Source organism: Paracoccus sp. (in: a-proteobacteria) (genome assembly GCF_035556475.1).
GTDB lineage: Bacteria > Pseudomonadota > Alphaproteobacteria > Rhodobacterales > Rhodobacteraceae > Paracoccus.
Genome location: NZ_DATMFA010000052.1, coordinates 18,642 through 39,415, shown reverse-complemented (window position 1 = coordinate 39,415; position 20,774 = coordinate 18,642). Strand labels below are relative to the sequence as shown.

The following is a 20,774-nucleotide window of genomic DNA, read 5'->3' as shown; positions in this document are numbered from 1 at the left end:
CCCTCCTAGAGGACCGAGATCATCCCGCCATCGGCATGGATGAGCTGCCCCGAGACATAGTTCGAGGCGTTCGAGGCAAGGAAGATCGCGATGCCCGCAAGCTCCTCGGGCTGGCCCCAGCGGCGCATCGGAACGCGACCCTTCACCCATGCGTCGAAGTCCGGGTTGGAGATCAGCGCCTCGTTCATGTCCGTGAGCATATAGCCCGGCCCGATCGCGTTGGTCTGGATGCCAAGCGCGCCCCATTCCGCCGCCATCGCCTTGGTCAGCATCTTGATGCCGCCCTTGGAAACGGTATAGGGCGCGATCCCCGCGCGGGCGAGGTCCGAGGTCAGCGAGCCGATATTGATGACCTTGCCATATCCGCGCGCGGCCATGCGCCTCGCCGCCTCGCGCCCCACCACGAAGGCTGAGGTCAGATTGGTGTCGATGACGCGCTGCCAGTCGGCGGTCTCAAGCTCGAGCATCGGGCGACGGAACTGGATGCCGGCATTGTTGACCAGAATATCGACGGCAATCCCGTCCTGGTCCATGCGCTCGAAGGCCGCGATCACGCTGGCCTCGTCCGTGACATCGAAAACCATCGGCAGGACATCGTGACCGGCCGCACGCATCTCGGCCACCGCCTCGTCCAGCCGCGCCGCGTTGACGCCGTTCACGATGACGCGCGCCCCGGCGGCGGCCAGCCCTTCGGCCATGGCGCGACCAAGGCCACGGGACGAGCCGGTGACAAGCGCCGTGCGGCCGGAAAGATCGAACAGCTGAATGCTCATGAAACTGCCTCCTTGATGCATGGGCATCCTCCGCCCTCGGGGCAATGTATACATTGTTTCAGGAGGCGCCATTGCAATTTTCAGCCGCAGGGCGCATATGCGCCCTTTCCCGAGACGAACCGGTATCCTCGTGTCCCTGCCCTCTACCCGCCCGCTGACCACCGTTCCCGCCCTGCTTGAGGCAGGCCTTGCCGCGACCGGTCAGGCGGCAGAACTGGAGAAGGTGGCGCGCGAGTTCAGGATCCGCATCACTCCCGCGATGCAGGGCGCGATCGAGGGGACGGCCGCCGACCCGGTGGCGGCGCAATTCGTGCCCGATCCGCGTGAATTGACGGTCCATCCCGACGAACTTACCGATCCGATCAGCGACGAGGCCTTCAGCCCCACGCCGGGACTGACCCATCGCTATCCCGACCGGGTCATCCTGCACATCACCCGCACCTGCGAGGTTTATTGCCGCTTCTGCTTTCGGCGCGAGGTGGTGGGCGGGGAAGGCACCCTGCCCGAGCGCGATCTTCAGGCGGCGCTTGACTATATCGCGCGGACCCCCGCGATCCATGAGGTCATCCTGACCGGCGGCGACCCGATGGTGCTGTCGGCGCGCCGCATCGCCGACCTGATGGCGCGGCTGGAGGCGATTGCGCATCTGGACGTGGTCCGCTTTCACACCCGCATTCCCGTGGTTGCCCCGCAGCGCATCGACACCGCGCTGCTCGAGGCGCTGAAGGCGCCGCGACTGGCGGTCTGGGTGGTCCTGCACATCAATCACGCGCAGGAACTGACGCCCGAGGCCTGTGCGGCACTTGCCCGGCTTTCAGGCGCGGGCATTCCGCTGCTGTCGCAGAGCGTGCTGCTGAAAGGCGTCAATGCCGATCCCGAGACGCTGGCCGTGTTATTCCGGGCGCTGATCCGCAACCGGGTGAAGCCCTATTACCTGCATCATTGCGATCTGGCGCGGGGGACCAGTCATTTCCGCACCACCATTGCCGAGGGGCAGGCGATCATGGCGGCTTTGCGCGGCCGGATCTCGGGGACATGCCTGCCGACCTATGTGCTGGACCTGCCGGGCGGGCATGGCAAGGTGGCGCTGGCTGCGGGTCAGGTCGAGCCCGCGGGACCGGGGCAATGGCGGATCCGCGACTGGCGCGGGGAATGGCACGAATATCGTGATCTGGAGGGGTAGGACCGGGGGCGCTTCGCCCCCGGACCCCCCGAGAGTATTTGCCGAACGAAGAAATCAGGCGGTTGCGGCGCGGAGCGCCTGACGGCGCGCGACGCGCTGGCGGATCGCCTCGATATCGGTGATCGGGGTCGCGGCGAAAAGTTCCCGCGTATAGGGATGCTGCGGATTGGCGAAAACCGCCTCGCGCGTGCCCTGCTCGACCGCCTCGCCCTTGTTCATCACCAGAACATCATCGGCAATATAGCGCACCACCGAAAGGTCGTGGCTGATGAAGACATAGGCAAGGTTGAACTCGTCCTGAAGGTCGGCGAGCAGGTTCAGGACCTGCGCCTGCACCGACAGGTCGAGCGCCGAGACCGGCTCGTCCAGCACCAGGAGCGTGGGCTTCAGCATCAGGGCGCGCGCGATGGCGATGCGCTGGCGCTGCCCGCCCGAGAACATATGCGGATAGCGGTTGAAATGCTCGGCCCGCAGGCCGACTTTCACCAGCATCTCGCGCGCGCGGTCGCGGCGTTCGGCGGCGGGCGTGTCGGTGTTCAGAAGCAAGGGCTCCATCAGCACGTCGCCGATCTTCTGGCGCGGGTTGAGGCTGCCATAGGGGTTCTGGAACACCATCTGCACCTTGGAGCGCATCTCTCGCGTGGGTTTCCGCTTCGCGATGTCGATGGGCTTGCCCTCGATCCTGAGCTCGCCCCCGGAGGCCTCGTCGATCAGCGCGATGATCCGGGCGAGCGTCGATTTGCCCGAACCGGATTCACCGACGATCGCCAGCGTCTTGCCGCGCTCGACCGAGAAGCTGATCCCCTTGACCGCGCGCACCACCTTGGAGGCGCGCAGGAGCGAGCCGGGGACGTGGTAGTCGCGGATGATGTCCGTGCCTTCGACAACGACGCTCATTGCTGCACCTCGCCTTCCAGGAAGCTGCCGACGGTGGGCAGGCGGTCGCCCGTCGCGTTCTCGGGCAGGGCCGAGAGGAGCGCACGGGTATAGGGATGCACAGGATGCTCGAACAGCGAAAGCACGTCGGCTTCCTCCATCTTCCTGCCCTTGTACTGGACCTGGACGCGGTCGGCGGTCTCCGCCACGACGCCCATGTCATGGGTGATCAGGATCAGCGCCATGCCGGTCTCTTCCTGCAACTCCATCAGGAGGTCGAGGATCTGCTTCTGGATGGTCACGTCCAGCGCCGTCGTCGGCTCGTCCGCGATCAGGAGGCGCGGGTTGGTGGCGATGGCCATGGCGATCATCACGCGCTGGCATTGCCCGCCCGACATCTGGTGCGGATAGGATTTCAGCTTTTCCTCGGGATCGGGGATGCCGACCTGGCGGTAAAGCTCAAGCGCGCGGGCGCGCGCCGCGCGCCGCGAGAGGCCGGCGTTGAAGCGCAGCACTTCCTCGATCTGGTAGCCCGTGGTGAAGGACGGGTTGAGCGAGGCGATCGGCTCCTGAAAGATCATGGTGATCTCACGCCCGATGATCTTGCGGCGCTCGGCCGGCGTCATCTTCAGCAGATCCCTGCCGTCGAAGGTCATCTCGTCCGCCGTGACGGTGGCGGTGTCGGGCAAAAGCCCCATCGCCGCCAGCATCGAGACCGACTTGCCCGAGCCGGATTCGCCGACGATCGCCAGCACCTCGCCCTTGTCGACGCGGACGTCGATGCCGTCGACGGCCTTGAAGCTGCCGGTCGAGGTCGCGAAGCTGACGGTCAGGTTGCGGATGTTCAGCAATGCCATGGCTCAGCTCCGCTTCAGTTTCGGGTCGAGCGCGTCGCGCAGACCGTCGCCCATCAGGTTGATCGCGAGGACCGAGACCAGAATGGCAAGGCCCGGCAGGGTCACGACCCACCATGCGCGCAAGATGAACTCGCGCGCCTCGGCCAGCATGGTGCCCCATTCCGAGGCCGGAGGCTGCGCCCCCATGCCGAGGAAGCCGAGCGCGGCCGAGTCGAGCACCGCCGAGGAAAAGCTCAGCGTCGCCTGCACGATCAGCGGCGCGAGGCAGTTCGGCAGGATGGTCTTGAACATCAGCCGCAGGTTCGATGCCCCTGCCACCCTGGCGGCGGTGACATATTCGCGGGCCTTCTCGCTCATCACGGCGGCGCGGGTCAGGCGGGCGAAATGCGGCTGGTAGACGATGGCGATGGCGATCATCGCATTGGTCAGGCCCGGCCCGAGGATCGCGACCAGCACCAGGGCCAGCAACAGCGACGGGAAGGCCAGCACCACATCCATGACGCGCATGATGACAGTATCGACCCAGCCGCCGAAGAAGCCGGCGACCAGCCCGATGATGATGCCGCCGGTCAGCGCGATGGCGACGACGACGATGCCGATGAACAGCGAATATTGCGAGCCATAGATCAGCCGCGACAGCATGTCCCGGCCGACGGCATCGGTCCCGAGCAGGAAGCGCGTGCTGCCGCCCTCCTGCCAGAACGGCGGGACAAGCAGCGCGTCGCGGAATTGCTGGGTCGGGTCATAGGGGGCCAGCAGCGGCGCGAAAAGCGCCGTCAGCACCAGCAGGGCAAAGACGAACAGGCCGATGACGGCGCCGCGGTTCTGGCTGAAGTAGAACCAGAACTCCCTGAGCATCCGGCGGCGGATGGCCGAATCCGAAATGGTGACGGTTGTTTCGGTCATCTGTGGCGGATCCTCGGGTTGATGAGACCATAGGTCAGGTCCACAATCAGGTTCACGATCATCACGATGCCCGCGATCAGCAGCAGGCCGGATTGGACAACCGGATAGTCACGGCGCGAGATCGAGTCGATCATCCACTTGCCGATCCCCGGCCATGAGAAGATCGTCTCGGTCAGGATGGCGCCGGCCATCAGCACGCCGATTTGCAGGCCGATGGTGGTGATGACGGGGATCATGGCGTTGCGCAGCGCGTGGACGCCGATCACCCGGCGGGTGGAGAGGCCCTTGGCGCGGGCGGTGCGGACATAATCCTCGCCCATCACCTCGAGCATGGCCGAGCGGGTCTGGCGCGCGATCACCGCGAGCGGGATCGTCGCCAGCACGATCGAAGGCAGGATGAGGTGACTGACCGCCGAGGTGAAGGCCCCCTTCTGCCCCGAGAGCAGGCTGTCGATCAGCATGAAACCCGTCACCTGCGGGAAGAAATACATCAGCGAGATGCGGCCCGAAACCGGCGTCCATTGCAGGATGCCCGAGAACATGATGATGAGGAGAAGCCCCCACCAGAAGATCGGCATCGAAAAACCGACCAGCGCGCCCGTCATCGAGATCTGGTCGAACCACGACCCGCGTTTGATCGCCGCGATCACGCCGACCGGAACGCCGATCATCGTCGCGATGATGATGGCCACGACCGCAAGCTCGACCGTCGCGGGGAACAGCGACAGGAATTCGGCCAGGACCGGCTTCTTAGTGACGATGGAATTGCCGAGGTCGCCCTGCAGCAGATTGCCGAGATAGGTGAAATATTGCTGCCAGATCGGCTTGTCATAGCCGAGCTGCGCCGAAATCTGGGCATAACGCTCGGGCGAGACGCCGCGTTCGCCTGCCATCAGCAGAACCGGATCGCCGGGCAGAAGGCGGATGAAGCTGAAGGCCACCAGCGTGATCCCGAGCATGGTCGGGATGAGATAGAGAAGTTTCGAGAGGATGAATCTGAGCATCGAACCCTAACCTAAGGGCCGTGCAAGGGAGGAACCCCTGCACGGCCGCATCACTTTCAAATCGGTGGCGCCTTACTCGGCCAGGTCCACCGTATCGAAGACAAAGTCACCAAGCGGCGACTGCACGAAGCCGGTCACCTTGCTCGACATCGGCACATATTGCGTCGAATGGGCCAGCGTCGCCCAGGGTGCCTGATCCTTGAAGATGACCTGCGCCTCTTCATAGAGCTTGGTGCGCTCGGCCTGATCCGAAGTCACCTTGGCCTTGGCGAGAAGGTCCGAGAACTCCTTGTTGCACCAGAAGGCGCGGTTCGCACCGCCCGGCGTCGCGGCGGCACAGCTCAGCAGCACCGACAGGAAGTTGTCCGGGTCGCCGTTGTCGCCGGTCCAGCCGAGGATGACGGCGCCCTTGCGGCCCTCTTCCATCGACTTCTTCAGATACTCGCCCCATTCATAGCTGACGATATCGACCTTGACGCCGATCTTGGAAAAATCGTTCTGGATCAGCTCGGCCGTGCGGCGGGCGTTGGGCATGTAGGGGCGCTGCACCGGCATCGCCCAGACTTCCATGCTGAGGCCCGAGACGCCGGCATCTTCCAGCATCTTCTTGGCGGCTTCGGGATCGTATTTGTCGTCCTCGATCGCGTTGTTATAGGACCACATGGTTGGCGGGATCGGGTTTTTCGCGACTTCGGCGCTGCCCTGATAGACCGCCTCGACGATCGCCTTCTTGTCGATCGCCATGTTCAGGGCCTTGCGGACCTCGGGCTTGTCGAAGGGCGCGACGGTGGTGTTATAGGCGAGGTAGCCCACGTTCAGGCCGGCCTGCTCGTCCACTTTCAGGTTCGGATCGGCCTTGATCGCGGCCAGATCGGCGGGTGCCGGATAGGGCATCAGGTGGCATTCGCCGGCCTTCAGCTTCTGCAGGCGGACCGAGGCGTCGGGCGTGATCGCAAAGACCAGATCGTCGATCTTGGGCGCGTCGCCCCAGAAATCGGGGTTCTTCTGATAGCGGATCACCGCGTCCTTCTGATAGGCCACGAACTTGAACGGACCGGTGCCGATCGGCGTGTTGTTCAGGTCTTCCTTGGTGCCAGCCGCGTCGAGGGCGTCGGCATATTCCTTGGACATGATCGACACGAAGGGCATCGCGACGTTGGCGACGAAGGGCGCTTCCGGCTGGTTCAGCGTGAACTTGACGGTGTAGTCATCGACCTTCTCGATTGACTTGATCAGCTTGTCCATCTCCATCGAGCTGAAATACTCGTAGGTGATGCCCGGGATATAGGCGTGCCACGGATCATCGGCATTGGCCTGACGGTTGAACGAGAAAATCACGTCATCGGCGTTGAAGTCGCGCGTGGGGGTGAACTTGTCGTTCGAGTGGAACTTGACGCCCTTGCGCAGATGGAAGGTGTATTCCAGCCCGTCCTCGGACACGTCCCAGCTTTCGGCCAGAGCCGGCTCAACCTCGGTCGTGCCCGGCTTGAACTGCAGCAGCGGGTTGTAGATCGCGTGCGCCGAGGCGTCGAAGGTGGTGCCGGCGGTATAGGGCGCGGGGTCGAAACCCTCGGGCGAACCCTCCGAACAATAGACGAAGGTTTTCGCGTGCAGCGGCGCCGCAGCCATAAAAGCCAGCGCTGAAGCAGCGAGGACGCGAGTGGTGAAGATGGACATTTGGCCTCCCATGTCGGCATTTATTCTTCGCGTCCGATGCAAACGAAAGCAGGCCAGACGTCAAGTGGCAGCTTTCCGCCTCCGGGCGATTCTCTCGAAGTGACGCAAGGACATGGTGAAAAAAGACGAGGCATTCGTCAATTCGCCACATGGGTTCACAGCAGGGCAGATTACCTGAATAAATACTCGCCAGAGGCCGTCCAATCACGCAAGAAGGCTGTCGGAGAGCAAGAGGAAATATTCGTGACACCTGCCGATGACATGAATTCTGCCAGCGAGCCGCGCATTTTGATCGTCGCCGACCTGCATCTCGACCAATGGAAACATGCGGGGCTCGACCCGCTCGATCATCTCGACGCCGAGGCGTGGGGGATGCTCGACGGAATGATCATCGCGGGCGACCTTTCCAATTCGGCCCTGCGGAAATGGCCACGCTTTCTGGACCGGCTGGCGGCGAAACTGCCGCCGGACCGGATCCATGTCTTTCCGGGCAATCACGATTTCTTCGACCTCGCCATCGACGCCGAGGACAGGCTTGCGGGTCTCTGCCACCAGCACGGGCTGAACTATGCCCAGCAATCCGAAGTGGTGATTGGCGGGCGGCGGTTTCTTTGCACGACGCTCTGGACCGATTTCTCGCTGCCCGCCGATCCGGCCGCGATGGATGATTTCCGCCGCATCCAGGGTCCGGGCGGCGGCGTGCTGCGGGTCGACGACCTCAGGGAATTGCATCGCCGTCAGGTCGCATGGCTCGACGCGCGGCTTGACGCCTGCGGGGGCGAGGCGGCCATCGTGACCCATCACGTCCCGCATCCGTCGCTGGTCCCGCCGGACTATAGCCATCCCGGCGGCTTTGCCTCGGACCTCGGCTGGCTGATGCGCAAGCACCGCCCGCAGGGCTGGCTGTTCGGCCATGCCCATGGCGCACCCGATGGCGTGATCGAGGGCGTGGAATGTCGCAATGTCGGCCTTGGCCCGCCCAGCTTTCGCGGCACGGATGCCTCGGCCCGCCTGCTTGAACTGATTACCTGACCCGGTCCCGCAGCATGTCGCGCAAAATGCGGGCCGTGGCGGCCGCGCCTTCAAGATCCAGCGCCGGGCGCGGCCTGCCGGTCCGTCCCAGCGCCGTCCCGATCGCCGCGGCCATGGCGGGCGCGGTCAGCCCGGCTTCCGGCAGGATCAATGCCAGATCGCGCGCGGCCAGCTTTTCGGCGCGCAGGCTCTGCTCGGTCTCGCCGCCCGAGGCGAAGGGCACCAGCACCGCCTCGCATCCGGCGCGCAGCACGTCGCCGACGGTATTGTAGCCCGCCTGCGAGACCGAGACCCGCGCACTCGCCATCAGCCCCGCCAGATCACTGTGGAAACGCTGGACCGAGAGCCGGGGCGAGGCCATGGCCGCGAAGCCATCGAACTCGGCTTGCGGCAGGTTCGGTCCGGTCAGGACGCACCAATCCAGATCGGATGAAAGCAGCGCCCGCGCCGCCATGGCGGTGCGGATCAGATCGGCCCCGACCGCGCCCCCGCCGGCCGAGACGATGACGTCATGCCGCTCGGCCGAGGGGACCGGCGGGGGCGGCGCGACAAGGCCGGTATAGCGCAGCTTCCCCGCGATCCGGTCGGCCAGCGGAAAGCTTTCCTCGATGCGCGAGAATGCCGGGTCGCCATGGACCAGCACCGCGTCGAAGCCGGCAAGCGCCGCCACCGTCTCCTCGTCGCGGCCGGGCTTGCGGTTGGCCTGAAGGATGTCCCGCACCGAACTGACGATCAGGGGCGGGATGGGACGCGCCCGCGCAGCCTCCAGCAAAGGCAGCACCTCGAAGCGCACCTGACGGCGACCGAAGGGGAAGGCTTCGATCAGCAGCACATCGGGATCGAGCGCCCGGAACGCGTCGAGAAGCTGGTCCCGGCGCCGCGCGCGAAAGGCGTCATCGACCGGCCGGCCCGCGCCATCGACAAGATCGGCAAACCCCTCCTGCCCCGCCGCCATGGGTGTAAGCGGAAGATGCCCGATCCCCGGCGCCAGAAAACCCGGCACCGGCATCCCGCCCGTGACCATGGTGATTTCCGCGCCGCTCAGCGCCAAGGCCTCGGCAATCCGGCTGGCCCGCGCCAGATGGCCGATCCCCAGCAAATGCTGGACATGGAACATCACCCGCATGAGCAGCCCCCCCGCACCGCGCTGAACAGCGCCTTCAGGTCGCCAACGCTGGTTGTGGCGTCGAAATCGCTCCGCACCCGCGCTTCCGCCGCCGAACCGAGCCTTGCGCGCAGCACGGGGTCGCGCATCGCGCGCTCCAGCGCGCCGGAGAGCGCGCCCGCATCCTCGGGCGGCACCAGCAACCCGTTTTCGCCGTCGCGGAACAGTTCAGGAATGCCCGAGATGGCGCTGGCGATGCAGCAGAGCTTCTGGCTCGCGGCCTCAACCAGCACATTGGGCAGCCCGTCGCGGTCGCCATCCGCCGCGATCCGGCAGGGCAGCACGAAAAGATCGCTGTCGCGGTAAAGCTCCAGCACCTCGCGCTGGGGCAGCGCGCCACGCCAGATGATCCGACCCTCGAGCCCCAGTTCCCGCGCCAGCGGTTTCAGCCGCTCGGCCTCGGGCCCGCCGCCGATATGCTCGAAGCGCCAGGCAAGGTCCGGGGGCAGCGCGGCCAGCGCGTGCAGCAGGACGTCATAGCCCTTCTTCGGAACCAGCCGCCCGACGCTGACCAGCCGGACCGGATCAGCCGCATCGCCGCCGTCCCGATCCGAATGCGGCCGGTCCGTCGGCCCGAAGCGGCCAAGGTCGAGGCCGTGATAGCTCAGATGCACGCGGGCCGGATCGGGGGCGAGGCCGCGCAGATGCTCCCATCCCGACTGTGTGCAGGTCACGCACCATTCGGCATGACCAAGCTTCTGCCTCAGATCCCAGTCGGGCGAGGTCCAGATGTCCTTGGCATGGGCCGAGACCGTCCAGCCGGTCCCGATCATCCGGCTCGCATAGCTTCCGACCGAGGCCGGGGTATGCAGGAAATGGACATGCAGCCAGTCCGCATCAGCGGGCCATTCGGCAGCCAGCACCGCCGCCTGCCCGAAACGGCGGACCCGGTTCGGGGTCGGGTCGCGGGCCAGATCGGCCAGAAAGCGCCGCGCCGCCTGCCAGAAGCCGCGCCGCCCCGCGCCCCGCGCCAGACTGCGCAGGACGCGCAGTGGTTCCTGATACAGGTATTCGGGCAGATAGCTGACTGACGCCTCGATCTCGTCATGGACGGGATGGCGGCGGGTGTCGGTCGGATGGCGCATCGAGACGAGGTGCAGCCGCAGCCCGGCCTTTTCCAGCCCCCGCAATTCCTGCGCGATGAAGGTTTCCGAAAGGCGCGGATAGCCCTTCAGCAGCACGACGATCTTTGGCGAGGTCATCAGCTGGCGACTGCCCCGGAGACCTGTTTCGGGCGCAGCCATTCACCGACGATGCGGATGATGTTCGGCAATCCGTCCAGATCGGGATGCGGATAGCCGACCGAGGGCGGCAGCTGCGTGGCCAGCGCCCGGATTTTCGCGGCCATCAGGTCGCAGTCGCGCGCCTCCTCGGGCAGCAGCATGGTCGCGGCATTCAGCTCGCTCGCGCGCATGGCGCGGATCAGCTGCTCCTCGCGCGGCTCGGTCCGGGGCAGCATCAGGGCGGGCTTGTCGAAGGACAGGACTTCGCACCAGGTATTATAGCCGCTCATGCAGATCACCGCCTCGGCCTGACCCATCAGGTCTTCCATCCGGGGGGTGAAGTCGATCATCCTGAGCGCCGGGATGGCCTCGGCCTCGGCGCGGAAGATCGCCCGCTCCTCGGCGGGCATATAGGGTCCGCAGACGATCAGCGCGCGCGGCAGGTCAGGATGCTCGCGATAGGCGGCGATGACGTCTCGCACCAGATCGGCGCCGTCACCGCCCCCGCCCGGCGTGACAAGGACGAAAGGCCCCTCGGCCGGGCGCGGCGCGGTCGCGCGGCATTTCCGCTTGAGGAAACCCACATATCGCATCCGTTCGCGTAGCGCGGCCGGCACCACTACCCCGGCCAGCGGGTCGTGAAACCCGCGCGGGCCATAGACCCAGATGTCGTCGAAATACTTGCAGATGCGCGGGACAAGCTTCTTGCGCCGCCATTCGGCGGCCAGAAGCGCCGGGGCATCCATGACATCGCGCAGGCCAAGGACCAGCCGCGTCCCCTGCCCCTTCAGCCAGTCCAGCGTATCCTCGATCTCGCCATGCAGGCCCATCGGCTCCTTGTCGACGATGAACACGTCGGGCTGGAAGCTGCGCGCCGTCTCGAGGATCATGGCGCGGCGCATCTTCAGCGTGTCCGACAGGTCCACATGCTCAGCCAGCGAGGTATATTCCCCGTTCCGCAGCTTGATGACGCTGGGGATTTTCACGAAATCGACGCGGGCGCGATAGTCGAAGGCACCCGCGATCGGCGCGCCCGAGATGATCAGCACCTGCAAGCCGCCATAGGCCTCGACCAGCGCATTCGCGATGGCGCGGCAGCGGCGCAGATGGCCCAGGCCGAAAGTGTCGTGGCTGTAGAGAAGGACGCGCGCGTCGCTGAGGCGAATGGTCATCTGGCTCTCTTATCTCAGGGGATCGGCGGCGTCGCGGAGGCCGTCGCCCAAAAAGTTGAAGGCGAGGATTACAAGCATCACTGGAATGACGGGGAACAGCAGCCAGGGATAAAGCGCCAGCGTATTGACGCTGCGCGCCTCGGTCAGAAGGATGCCCCAGCTTGTCACCGGCGGACGAAGCCCGAGGCCGAGAAAGCTCAGCGCCGTCTCGCCCAGGATCATCCCCGGAATGGTCAGCGTCGCCGAGGCGACCAGATGCGACATGAAGCCCGGCACCAGATGGCGGCCGATGATCCGCCCCGGACTGGCGCCGAGGATCTGCGCGGCCTGGACATAATCCTCCTCGCGCAGGGCCAGCAGCTTCGATCGGACGGCGCGGGCCAGCCCGGTCCAGTCCAGCATCCCGAGGATGATGGTGATCCCGGCATAGACCAGCAGCGGACTCCATGTCACCGGCATGATCGCGGCCAGCGCCATCCAGAGCGGAATCGACGGGATGGATTGCAGCACCTCGATCATGCGCTGGACCACCGCGTCGATCCAGCCGCCGTAATATCCGGCCAGCCCGCCAAGGACGATCCCGAGAACGAAGCTCATCGTGACGCCCAGAATGCCGATGGTCAGCGATATGCGCGCGCCGTGGATGATCCGGGACAGGATGTCCCGTCCCAGCCGGTCGGTGCCCAGCAGAAAGACCGTCCCGCCCTCCGGCGGGCAGAACAAATGGCGGTTCCCCGGAACCATCCCCATGAACATGTATCCGTCGCCCTGGCAGAAGAACCGCAGCTTCATCGGCGCCGAGCGGTCCTCGGTATAGACCCGGCGCAGGTTTTCCATGTCGAGCGTCATGGTGCGGCCATAGACGAAGGGGCCGACCAGCTCGCCCTCGTGGAACAGATGGACGCGCTGGGGCGGCGCAAAGATGTTGGCCGTGTCGCGGCTGTGCAGGTCATAGGGCGCCAGGAACTCGGCAAAGGTCGCGGTCAGATAAACGAGGGTCAGGAAAACTGCCGACCAGAGCGCGAGGCGATGGCGGCGGAACTTCCACCATGTCACCCGCAATTGTGACGCCCCGGCCAGCTTGCCGCCATCGGCCTCCTGATCCGCGACGGGATCGAAGGGCGCCTCCGAGACGCTGTGCGGCAGGGGCGCGCCGGGCGGGGGAAGCGGGATCACTTGGTTGCCCCTCCGGCCAGCCGGATCCGGGGATCAAGGATCGCCAGCGCGATATCCGAGATCAGGACACCGATCACCGTCAGGAAGGCCAGAAACATCAGGAACGACCCCGCCAGATACATGTCCTGCGATTGCAGCGCCCGGATCAGCAGCGGGCCGGTGGTCTCGAGCGAAAGGACGATCGCCGTGATCTCGGCCCCCGAGACGATGGCGGGCAGGATCGAACCGATATCGGCAATGAAGAAGTTCAGCGCCATGCGTAGCGGATATTTGGTCAGAACGCGGAACGGGTGCAGCCCCTTGGCGCGCGCGGTCACGACATATTGCTTGCCCAGCTCGTCCAGCAGGTTCGCCCTCAGACGCCGCGCCATGCCGGCGGTTCCAGCGGTGGCGATGATCAGGACCGGGATCCAGAGATGGGACAGGATCGAGCGCGCCTTCTCCCAGCTCATCGGCTGGCCGAGATATTCGCGGTCCATCAGATGCCCGATCGAGACGCCGAACCAGACATTCGCGAAATACATCAGCACCAGCGCCAGCATGAAATTCGGGATGGCGATGCCCAGCAGCCCGAGGAAGGTGAGGCCGTAATCCCCCCAGCTATATTGGTGGGTCGCGGAATAGATGCCGATCGGAAAGGCGATGAGCCAGGTGACGATGATCGTCGCCATCGAGACGAGGACGGTCAGCCACATCCGGCTCTGCACGACCTCATGCACCGGCATCCGGTATTCGAAGGAATAGCCGAAATCGCCGTGCAGCATCCCCGTCACCCAATGCAGGTAGCGGATCGGCAACGGCTGGTCGAAGCCGTAGCGCGCCTTCAGGTCCTCGATCTCCTGCAGGTCGGCGGTCTCGCCGATTGCGCGCAATTCCTGGACATAGCTTTCGAAATAATCGCCGGGCGGCAGCTCGATGATGGCGAAAACCAGCATCGAGATCAGGATCAGCGTCGGCACCATCACTGCGACGCGCCAGATCAGATAGCGGATCATGCCTTGCCCTCCCCGCCGCTTTTGTCGAACCAGAAGGTATCAGGCATGTAAATGCCCAGATAGGCGGTCGGGTCATAGCCGAACAGCGCCTTTTTCGGCACGTTTCGCAGGTCGGCATGGCGCACCACGGGTTGCAGCGTCTGGTTGACGGTGCCGATGGTAAAGACCTGCTCACCCCAAAGCGTCAGGATCCGCCGCCAGATTTCCTCGCGTCCGAAGACCGCGGGGGTTCGCATCCACTGCTTGTAGAGATCCAGCAACTCCATGGCCGCGGGCAGATCGGGCGCCTCGCCCGCCGTGCCGCCCGAGAGGTGGTGGACACCCCAGAGCGGCCATTGCAGCCGGTCGTCGGTGACGGGCGCGAACTCGGTCGGCGGCGTGTCGGCGTTGGGAATGCCGTTATCCAGCCCCTCCCACGCGGCCATCACCACCAGCCCGGCCATGACCCGGCTTCGGAACAGGTCGCGCTGGCTGACGCGCGGGATGATCTGGATCCCGATCTCGCGCCAATGGCCGTCGATCAGTTGCAGAAGGTCGGTCTGGAGCGTGCTTTCGCCCGTCGTCTCGACGATCACCTGCATCCGGCGTCCGTCCGGCAGGCGGCGCAAGCCCCTGCCCTCGCGCACGAGGCCCGCCTCGTCCAGCAACCGGTTGGCCTGATCGGGATCATGCGTCGCCCAGAGCGTCGCAAGCTCGGGCTTGTAGAACGGGCTTTGGGGCAGGACGGTATTCGCGCCCTCGACGCCAAGGCCGAAGAACACGGCCATGTTGATTTCGTGCCGGTCCACGCCCAAGGACATCGCGCGGCGGACCCGCACGTCCCGCAGCGCCTCGCGCCAGCCCGGATCGCTGCAATTCAGGTTCGGCACCAGCGCCATGCGCGACCCCTGGATGCGCGTCCACAGGTCGAGGCGGATCGGAAAGCGACGCTCGGCCTGCTTGAGATAGGTGTAATCGCTGAAATCGAGCCCGATCATCTGCAGATCCGAATCCCCTGCGCCGGTCTTGGCCGGGATCAGGTCGGCCGAACTGACGTTCAGCTCCAGCCGGTCGACATAGGGAAGCTGCTGCCCGGTCTGATCGACGCGGTGGAAATAGGGATTGCGCTCGAACACGAACTGCTCGGCGGGGGGCACGGTGCGGGGCACCCATGCCTCAAGCGTCGGCAGGTCCGGGTTCTCGGGCCGGTTCTGGCGCGACATCTTCTGCATCAATGCCACCCAGTCATCGACCCGCTCGCGCGCGACAAGGCGGGCAAGTTCGTCGGCCTCCTGATAATCGGCATGGAACTGGCGCAGATAGGCCGAGGGCAGGACCAGCCGCGGCGGCACCGGCGCGGCCACGCGCGACAGGAAAGCCGGGTTCGGCCGGTCCCAGGAATAGCGCACGGTGAATTCGTCCAGCACCTCGAAGATCGGCGGCCGGTCATAGACCCGCATCTCGACCGGGGGGCCGCCGCGCGACATTTCGGGATGAAGGGCGATATCCTCCCAGGCAAAGCGGAAATCCTCGGCCGTGAGGGGCGAGCCGTCGGACCAGCGATGCCCCCGCCGCAGCCGGAAGGTGAAGATGCTCTCGTTCGCGACATGGAAACGTTCGAGGATATCGGGACGCAGCACCAGATCCCGGTCATACCCGATCAACCGCGAGTAGCTGATGACCGGGACATAGCGGACATCGCGCGCGCCGCCGACCAGAATGCGCAGCCGCCCCCCATGCCGGCCCGTCGCGCGCCCCTCCTCCTCCAGATGGATCACACGGGGGATCAGCGGCAGGCGCTGGCCCACGGGCGGCAACTCGCCCTTGAGCATCCGCGCCTCGAGCGAGGGGGCGCCGCTGAAGATCTGCGGCTCGGCGCGCAAGGCCTGGGGCAGCGCGGCCCCGGCGGCCAGAAGGGCCAGCGCCTCGCGTCGGGACAGCCCCTTCATGCCCGCAGCTCCGCGTGATCGGCGCCGGGCCGGGCCAGGACGCGGTGGCCGCCGCCAAGGTCGATCGGCTCAAGCGCCGGTCCCTGAAAGGCGGGCGCCCATTGCGCGGGCTTGGAATTTGCCCCCAGCGCCGAGAAATCCAGCGGCCGGTCGAGGTCGGGATAGGGCACCGCGGCCAGCAGCGCGCGGGTATAGGGATGGGCCGGATCCTGCATGATGATGTCGCGCGGCCCGATCTCGACGATCCGGCCAGCCTGCATCACCGCGACATCGTCCGACATATAGTTCACCACGGCGAGGTTGTGGGAAATGAACAGGTAGGTCAGCCCCAGATCGCGCTGGAGATCCTTGAGCAGGTTCAGAACCTGCGCCTGCACCGAGACGTCCAGCGCCGAGGTCGCCTCGTCGCAGACGATCAGCTCTGGTCCCAGCGCCAGCGCCCGCGCAATCCCGATCCGCTGGCGCTGCCCGCCCGAGAAACTGTGCGGATAGCGCGCCAGATCGCGCTCGGGCAGGCCCACGGCACGCATCAGGTCGCCGGCAAGGGCGCGACGGCTGGCGCGGTCGCCGATGCGGTGAACCTCCAGCGGCTCCTTCAGGATGCTGCCCACGGTCATATGCGGCGAGAGGGAGGAAACCGGATCCTGAAACACCATCTGCACCCGGCCGCGCAGGTCCATCAACTCGTCTCCCGTCGCGGCCAGCAAGTCCTGACCGTCCAGCCGGACCGCTCCGGCATCGGGGGTGATGGCGCGGACGATCATCTTGCCCACGGTGGTCTTGCCCGATCCAGACTCGCCGACCAGACCCAGCGTCCTGCCGCGCTCGATCCGAAAACTCACATCCGAGACGACGCGCACCGGGACGGGCTTGCGAAACATCCCGCCCTCGCGCGGGATGAAGGTCTTGGTCAGGCCCCGGACCTCGAGCAGCGGACCGGTGCCGCCCCGCGCCCTCGCCATCCCCAGCGAGGAACTGTCGACCCGCACCGGGACCAGCGGGCGCAGCCGCTCGCCCGGGGCCATGTCGAAATGCGGCACCGCCTGCATCAGCGCCTGCAGATAGGGGTGGCCCGGCCGCCTGAAGATCGGGCCGGTCGGGCCGGATTCGACGATTTCGCCGCGATACATCACCACCACCTCATCGGCGAGGTTCGCGACCACGCCCAGATCATGGGTGATCAGCAGGATCGCCATGCCCCGCTGCTCCTGCAACCTCAGCAGAAGATGCAGAAGCTGGCCCTGAATGGTCACGTCCAGCGCGGTCGTCGGCTCGTCCGCGATCAGCAGCGCCGGATCGCAGATCAGCGCCATCGCCACCATGGCGCGCTGGCGCATGCCCCCCGAAAGCTCGAACGGATAGCGCGACATGATCTTGCGGGGTTCCGAGAACCCCACGTCGGCCAGCATCTGTTCGACCCGCTCGGCACGCTCGCTGCGGCTCAGGCCGGAATGGATGCGCAGAGCTTCGTCGATCTGGTTCCCGATCGTATGGACCGGGGAAAAGGAACTCATCGGTTCCTGAAAGATCATACCGATGCGGTTGCCGCGGATCGCCCGCATCCTTGGCCCGTCCGGTGGAAGCCGGGCCAGATCGACGACGCCGCCATCCGCGATCAGCGGATCATCGAAAAGGATGCGCCCGGCGATCTGGGCCTGCTTGGGATGCAGGCCCATGATGGCGCGTCCGATCACCGATTTTCCCGAACCCGACTGCCCCACCAGCGTCGTGACCTTGCCGGGCAGGATGCGCAGCGAGGCATCCCGCACCGCATTAATTCGTCCCCCGTAATAGGGGAACCCGATATTGAGGTTCTCGATGCGCAGAAGATCGCGGCTTTGGGTCATCTGGGGCCGGGTCGTTCTCGGCTGTAAATCCTTGAGGGGGATGCTAGTGAAGCCTCCGGGGTCTGTCCATGCCGCTTGAGAGCATGTGCGCAAGTGCCCGAAAGATCGGAGAGAAGGGGACGTCTCGCCCATGACCGAAAGCAGGGACAAGCACTGGTTCGACGCGCGGCTGGAGGACTTGTCCGGGCTGACGCAAGCGGGCCGCTTCGAGGAGGCGCATGCGCTAGCCGACCTGCTGGCGGCCGCGCCCGGCGAGGGCGCGCCCGGTCCCATGGGCCCCCTGACGCTGGCCGGGCTGCCAAGGCGGCTTCACGCGGCGCGCCTGCATCTCGCCCGGGCCGAGGGCCGCGAGGTCGAGAAACTGGGCTGGCAGGCGATGCAGGGTCCGGCGCTGGATGCGCTGCTGCCCATGGCAAGCTTCACGGCCGAGGAACGGCGTCAGGCCGCGACCATGGCCACCCGCCCCGTGCCGCGCATCCTGCACCAGATCTGGATCGGCCACCTGCCGCCCCCGCCCTCGCTTTCCGCATGGCGGGACTGGTGCGGGCGGCATGGCCGCGAGCATCGGCTTTGGGACGAGGCCGCGCTGGAGGCGATCGGCGCGACGGACCATCCCGCCTACCGCCGGATGCTGGCGGCGGGCGACCTGCCGGGCGCGGTCGATGTGGCGCGCTATCTGGTGCTGGCGGCAAAAGGCGGCATCTATCTGGACGCGGATTTCTTTCCCGCGCAGGGGGGAGGCGACTTTGACGCCTACCTGCCCCCGCAGGGCCTTTCGGCGCTGGCCGAGGATACACCGCGCATCACCGGTCGCGGATCCGTGCTGCTGACCAATGCGCTGATCTCGACGCCTCCGGACCATCCGGCGCTTGCGGCGCTGCTGCGCACCCTGCCCGACGCGCTCAACGCCCTGCCCCGCGCGCCGGCATGGTGGGTGACGGGGCCGTTGATCTTCACGCTTTTCGCCCGGCTCGGGCCGGTCGGGATCGCCGCGCATGACATTCTGGCGGGCCGGCTGCCGCGCGGAGCCGACGCCACCGAACTCGAAGGGTTCAGGTCCGCCCCCGGCCTGCTGATCGACTGGAAAAGCTGGTAGCCAGAAGGCCGGGCAGGATCTCCTCGGGGGTGATCCAGCGGCAATTCGGATGCGCCGTCACCTCCATCAGCCGGTCGAGGAAATCCCACACCGCCTCGTCATGGTCGAGGTGATGGGTCAGGATGCCGATGGGCCGGTCCACCTCGGCCCGGAGGGTGAGCTTTTGCCAAAGCAGCGCCGGATCGCGCAGGCCCCGCCGCGCGCGCCAGTCGACCGGGTCGATATCGGCGTTCAGGACCGGCAACGAACGCGCGCTGATCCTGCCATAGGCCGAAAGCGCCCGGATGCCGATCGTCGGCAGGCCCTCCGTCACCTCCGGGGCGATGCGGTTCCAAGGCGGCACCAGCAGGTCGAGCGCGCGGCCGGGAAAGACCTCGGCCAGCAGCGCCCGGCCTTGCGCAAGTTCGTCCAGCACCAGCCTGGCGGGGCGATGCGGGCCAAGCTCCTGCTTCTTCTCGCGCGGGCCGGCATGGTTCTGATGCGACCAGCCATGCAGCGCGACCCTGCCTTCGGGCGGAAGCAGGCCGGCCAGCGCCGGATCGAGGCCCGCAGGCACCACCGCCAGGGTGGGTGGCACGCCATGCCGCCGGCAAAGCGCCATCAGCCGCTCCAGCCGCGGCCCCGGCCGGGTCGCGTCATCGTCGCGGAGCCAGAAGCGCAAGACGCGGCCCTGATCGCTTGCCGCTGCAAGCGCGCGCCGGAAGGTCTGGATCATCGCATCGCCTCGTCAAGGATCGCGCCCAGCGTCACGGCCGCGCGCCCGAGGCTGCGCTCCTGCCCGGCAAAGCTTCGTGCCGCAAGGGCCATGGCGTCGCGCCGCGCCGGATCGGCCAGCAGACCGGCAACCGCCGCCGCATAGGCGGGCACCTCGCGCTCGGGCGTCAGCAGGCCGGTCACGCCGTCCCGCAGCACCTCGGGGACGCCTGCGGTGTTCTCGCTGATCACGGGCAGCCCCGCCGCCTGCGCCTCGAGCGCCGCAAGCCCGTAAGCCTCGCCATGACCGGGCCAGAGATAGATCGCCCCGGTCGCGAAAAGCGCGGCGAGGGCGGGTTGGTCCAGTTGCCCCAGAAACCGCACGCGCGGGCCAAGGGGCGCGAAGGCGGCTTCGACCTCGGGGCGGGCGGGACCGTCTCCGGCGATGGAAAGGCGCCAGTCGCCGGGCACCAGCGCCAGCGCCTCGGCCAGCGCGAGGAAGCTGGAAAGCTTGTCCCCCCGCCGCATCATCGCCGCCGTCACCAGATGTCCCGGCTGCGGCCGGGCACCGCCCGCAAAGGGGGCGGCGTCGATGAAGGGGGACAGCCGCGCGATACGGAGGCCAAGCCCCGCAAGGCCCCGCGCGTCGCGCGCCGTCATCGAGATATTGACCGCCGCCTGTTCCAGCCCGGCGACCACCTCGCGCTGCGCCTCGCCCCAGTCGCCGTGACCCCGCCGCCTCGACCACGAGGCCTCGACCGTCGCATAGGCCAGACCGAAGCGCCGGCAGAGTTCCGGGCCAAGCAGGTCCGGCGACTTGTAATAGGGATGATAGCAAAGCCACAGATCGGGCGCGCCGTCGCGCCGCCACTCGCCCGAGATGCGCTCGATCTCGAGGCTGGCCGCCGCCCGCGCCTCGGCCAGCCCTCCCCGATCCGGGGCGCTCAGAAAGACCCGCAGCGACGAGGCCAGCCCGACCTCATGCCCACCCAACGCCAGCGCGCGCATCAGCAATCGCGCCATCGTCCGGTCGCCCGAGGGCACCGGATGGTCAGGCGGCTTGAGTGGCGCGTAGAAGGCGGTTTTCATCGGCTCGGGCAATCGGAAACGCGGAACTGCGGCGTGGTGAAGGATCCATGCGACACAAGCACTTGCATTCCGCAGACGCAAT

The 20,774-nt window shown here is 66.5% G+C and carries 18 protein-coding genes; 3 read left to right on the top strand and 15 right to left on the bottom strand.

Translation table 11 applies throughout. From position 1 onward, the window contains the following. Positions 1-5 precede the first annotated feature (5 nt). On the bottom strand, positions 6-773 hold the full coding sequence (locus tag VNQ78_RS06920; RefSeq protein WP_325688014.1) for an SDR family oxidoreductase: 768 nt from the start codon (positions 771-773) through the stop codon (positions 6-8). A 130-nt stretch (positions 774-903) separates the two neighbouring features. On the opposite strand from VNQ78_RS06920, the gene VNQ78_RS06915 reads away from it, so the two are divergent. Beyond that, positions 904-1,956: a lysine-2,3-aminomutase-like protein gene (locus VNQ78_RS06915; RefSeq protein WP_414694050.1), complete on the top strand. Its 1,053-nt coding sequence runs from the start codon at positions 904-906 to the stop codon at positions 1,954-1,956. A 54-nt stretch (positions 1,957-2,010) separates the two neighbouring features. On the opposite strand, the gene VNQ78_RS06910 is transcribed toward VNQ78_RS06915, so the two are convergent. The 5 genes from VNQ78_RS06910 to VNQ78_RS06890 form a co-directional block, all read right to left on the bottom strand. Next, positions 2,011-2,853, bottom strand: coding sequence for a dipeptide ABC transporter ATP-binding protein (locus VNQ78_RS06910; protein ID WP_325688012.1), 843 nt, complete (start codon positions 2,851-2,853; stop codon positions 2,011-2,013). Then, positions 2,850-3,689 (bottom strand): ABC transporter ATP-binding protein, encoded by an 840-nt coding sequence (locus VNQ78_RS06905; protein ID WP_325688010.1) that lies wholly within the window; start codon positions 3,687-3,689, stop codon positions 2,850-2,852. The genes VNQ78_RS06910 and VNQ78_RS06905 overlap by 4 nt, the downstream gene beginning before the upstream one ends. A gap of 3 nt (positions 3,690-3,692) precedes the next feature. Continuing rightward, positions 3,693-4,595, bottom strand: coding sequence for an ABC transporter permease subunit (locus VNQ78_RS06900; protein WP_325688008.1), 903 nt, complete (start codon positions 4,593-4,595; stop codon positions 3,693-3,695). Continuing rightward, positions 4,592-5,599, bottom strand: coding sequence for an ABC transporter permease subunit (locus VNQ78_RS06895; RefSeq protein ID WP_325688006.1), 1,008 nt, complete (start codon positions 5,597-5,599; stop codon positions 4,592-4,594). Before VNQ78_RS06895 ends, VNQ78_RS06900 begins: the two co-directional genes overlap by 4 nt. 72 nt (positions 5,600-5,671) lie before the next feature. Further along, entirely contained in the window at positions 5,672-7,276 is a 1,605-nt protein-coding gene (locus tag VNQ78_RS06890) for an ABC transporter substrate-binding protein (protein WP_325688004.1), read from the bottom strand. 243 nt (positions 7,277-7,519) lie between these two features. Between VNQ78_RS06890 and VNQ78_RS06885 the strand changes: the two genes are divergently transcribed. Beyond that, positions 7,520-8,308 (top strand): metallophosphoesterase, encoded by a 789-nt coding sequence (locus VNQ78_RS06885; protein WP_325688002.1) that lies wholly within the window; start codon positions 7,520-7,522, stop codon positions 8,306-8,308. On the opposite strand, the gene VNQ78_RS06880 is transcribed toward VNQ78_RS06885, so the two are convergent. The 7 genes from VNQ78_RS06880 to VNQ78_RS06850 are packed head-to-tail and all read right to left on the bottom strand — an operon-like array spanning position 8,301 to position 17,946. After that, the gene (locus VNQ78_RS06880; protein WP_325688000.1) at positions 8,301-9,434 is read right to left on the bottom strand and encodes a glycosyltransferase family protein; all 1,134 of its coding nucleotides are present in this window, start codon (positions 9,432-9,434) and stop codon (positions 8,301-8,303) included. The two genes, VNQ78_RS06885 and VNQ78_RS06880, sit on opposite strands and share 8 nt — an antisense overlap. Continuing rightward, positions 9,425-10,675, bottom strand: a complete 1,251-nt coding sequence (locus VNQ78_RS06875) for a glycosyltransferase family 4 protein (protein WP_325687997.1) — start codon at positions 10,673-10,675, stop codon at positions 9,425-9,427. Before VNQ78_RS06875 ends, VNQ78_RS06880 begins: the two co-directional genes overlap by 10 nt. After that, complete coding sequence (locus VNQ78_RS06870; protein ID WP_325687995.1) at positions 10,675-11,868, bottom strand: glycosyltransferase family protein; 1,194 nt, start codon at positions 11,866-11,868, stop codon at positions 10,675-10,677. Before VNQ78_RS06870 ends, VNQ78_RS06875 begins: the two co-directional genes overlap by 1 nt. Before the next feature lie 9 nt (positions 11,869-11,877). After that, positions 11,878-13,044, bottom strand: a complete 1,167-nt coding sequence (locus tag VNQ78_RS06865; protein ID WP_325687993.1) for an ABC transporter permease — start codon at positions 13,042-13,044, stop codon at positions 11,878-11,880. Further along, the gene (locus tag VNQ78_RS06860; RefSeq protein WP_325687990.1) at positions 13,041-14,039 is read right to left on the bottom strand and encodes an ABC transporter permease; all 999 of its coding nucleotides are present in this window, start codon (positions 14,037-14,039) and stop codon (positions 13,041-13,043) included. Before VNQ78_RS06860 ends, VNQ78_RS06865 begins: the two co-directional genes overlap by 4 nt. Further along, positions 14,036-15,967 carry an ABC transporter substrate-binding protein gene (locus VNQ78_RS06855; protein ID WP_325687988.1) on the bottom strand — a complete coding sequence of 644 codons (1,932 nt, stop codon included), beginning with the start codon at positions 15,965-15,967 and terminating at the stop codon, positions 14,036-14,038. Before VNQ78_RS06855 ends, VNQ78_RS06860 begins: the two co-directional genes overlap by 4 nt. Then, positions 15,964-17,946 carry an ABC transporter ATP-binding protein gene (locus VNQ78_RS06850; protein WP_325688104.1) on the bottom strand — a complete coding sequence of 661 codons (1,983 nt, stop codon included), beginning with the start codon at positions 17,944-17,946 and terminating at the stop codon, positions 15,964-15,966. Before VNQ78_RS06850 ends, VNQ78_RS06855 begins: the two co-directional genes overlap by 4 nt. Between VNQ78_RS06850 and VNQ78_RS06845 the strand changes: the two genes are divergently transcribed. Then, positions 17,945-18,910, top strand: coding sequence for a glycosyltransferase family 32 protein (locus tag VNQ78_RS06845; RefSeq protein ID WP_325687986.1), 966 nt, complete (start codon positions 17,945-17,947; stop codon positions 18,908-18,910). The two genes, VNQ78_RS06850 and VNQ78_RS06845, sit on opposite strands and share 2 nt — an antisense overlap. On the opposite strand, the gene VNQ78_RS06840 is transcribed toward VNQ78_RS06845, so the two are convergent. Continuing rightward, the gene (locus tag VNQ78_RS06840; RefSeq protein WP_325687984.1) at positions 18,867-19,625 is read right to left on the bottom strand and encodes a polysaccharide deacetylase family protein; all 759 of its coding nucleotides are present in this window, start codon (positions 19,623-19,625) and stop codon (positions 18,867-18,869) included. The two genes, VNQ78_RS06845 and VNQ78_RS06840, sit on opposite strands and share 44 nt — an antisense overlap. Then, positions 19,622-20,692: a glycosyltransferase family 4 protein gene (locus tag VNQ78_RS06835; RefSeq protein ID WP_325687982.1), complete on the bottom strand. Its 1,071-nt coding sequence runs from the start codon at positions 20,690-20,692 to the stop codon at positions 19,622-19,624. Before VNQ78_RS06835 ends, VNQ78_RS06840 begins: the two co-directional genes overlap by 4 nt. Positions 20,693-20,774: the final 82 nt, after the last annotated feature.

Bases quoted from the DNA above. Each gene is read 5' to 3' on its own strand.
- VNQ78_RS06920 (WP_325688014.1), bottom strand. From the start codon at position 773: ATGAGCATTCAGCTGTTCGATCTTTCCGGCCGCACGGCGCTTGTCACC.
- VNQ78_RS06910 (WP_325688012.1), bottom strand. From the start codon at position 2,853: ATGAGCGTCGTTGTCGAAGGCACGGACATCATCCGCGACTACCACGTC.
- VNQ78_RS06905 (WP_325688010.1), bottom strand. From the start codon at position 3,689: ATGGCATTGCTGAACATCCGCAACCTGACCGTCAGCTTCGCGACCTCG.
- VNQ78_RS06900 (WP_325688008.1), bottom strand. From the start codon at position 4,595: ATGACCGAAACAACCGTCACCATTTCGGATTCGGCCATCCGCCGCCGG.
- VNQ78_RS06895 (WP_325688006.1), bottom strand. From the start codon at position 5,599: ATGCTCAGATTCATCCTCTCGAAACTTCTCTATCTCATCCCGACCATG.
- VNQ78_RS06890 (WP_325688004.1), bottom strand. From the start codon at position 7,276: ATGTCCATCTTCACCACTCGCGTCCTCGCTGCTTCAGCGCTGGCTTTT.
- VNQ78_RS06880 (WP_325688000.1), bottom strand. From the start codon at position 9,434: ATGCGGGTGATGTTCCATGTCCAGCATTTGCTGGGGATCGGCCATCTG.
- VNQ78_RS06875 (WP_325687997.1), bottom strand. From the start codon at position 10,675: ATGACCTCGCCAAAGATCGTCGTGCTGCTGAAGGGCTATCCGCGCCTT.
- VNQ78_RS06870 (WP_325687995.1), bottom strand. From the start codon at position 11,868: ATGACCATTCGCCTCAGCGACGCGCGCGTCCTTCTCTACAGCCACGAC.
- VNQ78_RS06860 (WP_325687990.1), bottom strand. From the start codon at position 14,039: ATGATCCGCTATCTGATCTGGCGCGTCGCAGTGATGGTGCCGACGCTG.
- VNQ78_RS06855 (WP_325687988.1), bottom strand. From the start codon at position 15,967: ATGAAGGGGCTGTCCCGACGCGAGGCGCTGGCCCTTCTGGCCGCCGGG.
- VNQ78_RS06845 (WP_325687986.1), top strand. From the start codon at position 17,945: ATGACCGAAAGCAGGGACAAGCACTGGTTCGACGCGCGGCTGGAGGAC.
- VNQ78_RS06850 (WP_325688104.1), bottom strand. From the start codon at position 17,946: ATGGGCGAGACGTCCCCTTCTCTCCGATCTTTCGGGCACTTGCGCACA.
- VNQ78_RS06840 (WP_325687984.1), bottom strand. From the start codon at position 19,625: ATGATCCAGACCTTCCGGCGCGCGCTTGCAGCGGCAAGCGATCAGGGC.
- VNQ78_RS06835 (WP_325687982.1), bottom strand. From the start codon at position 20,692: ATGAAAACCGCCTTCTACGCGCCACTCAAGCCGCCTGACCATCCGGTG.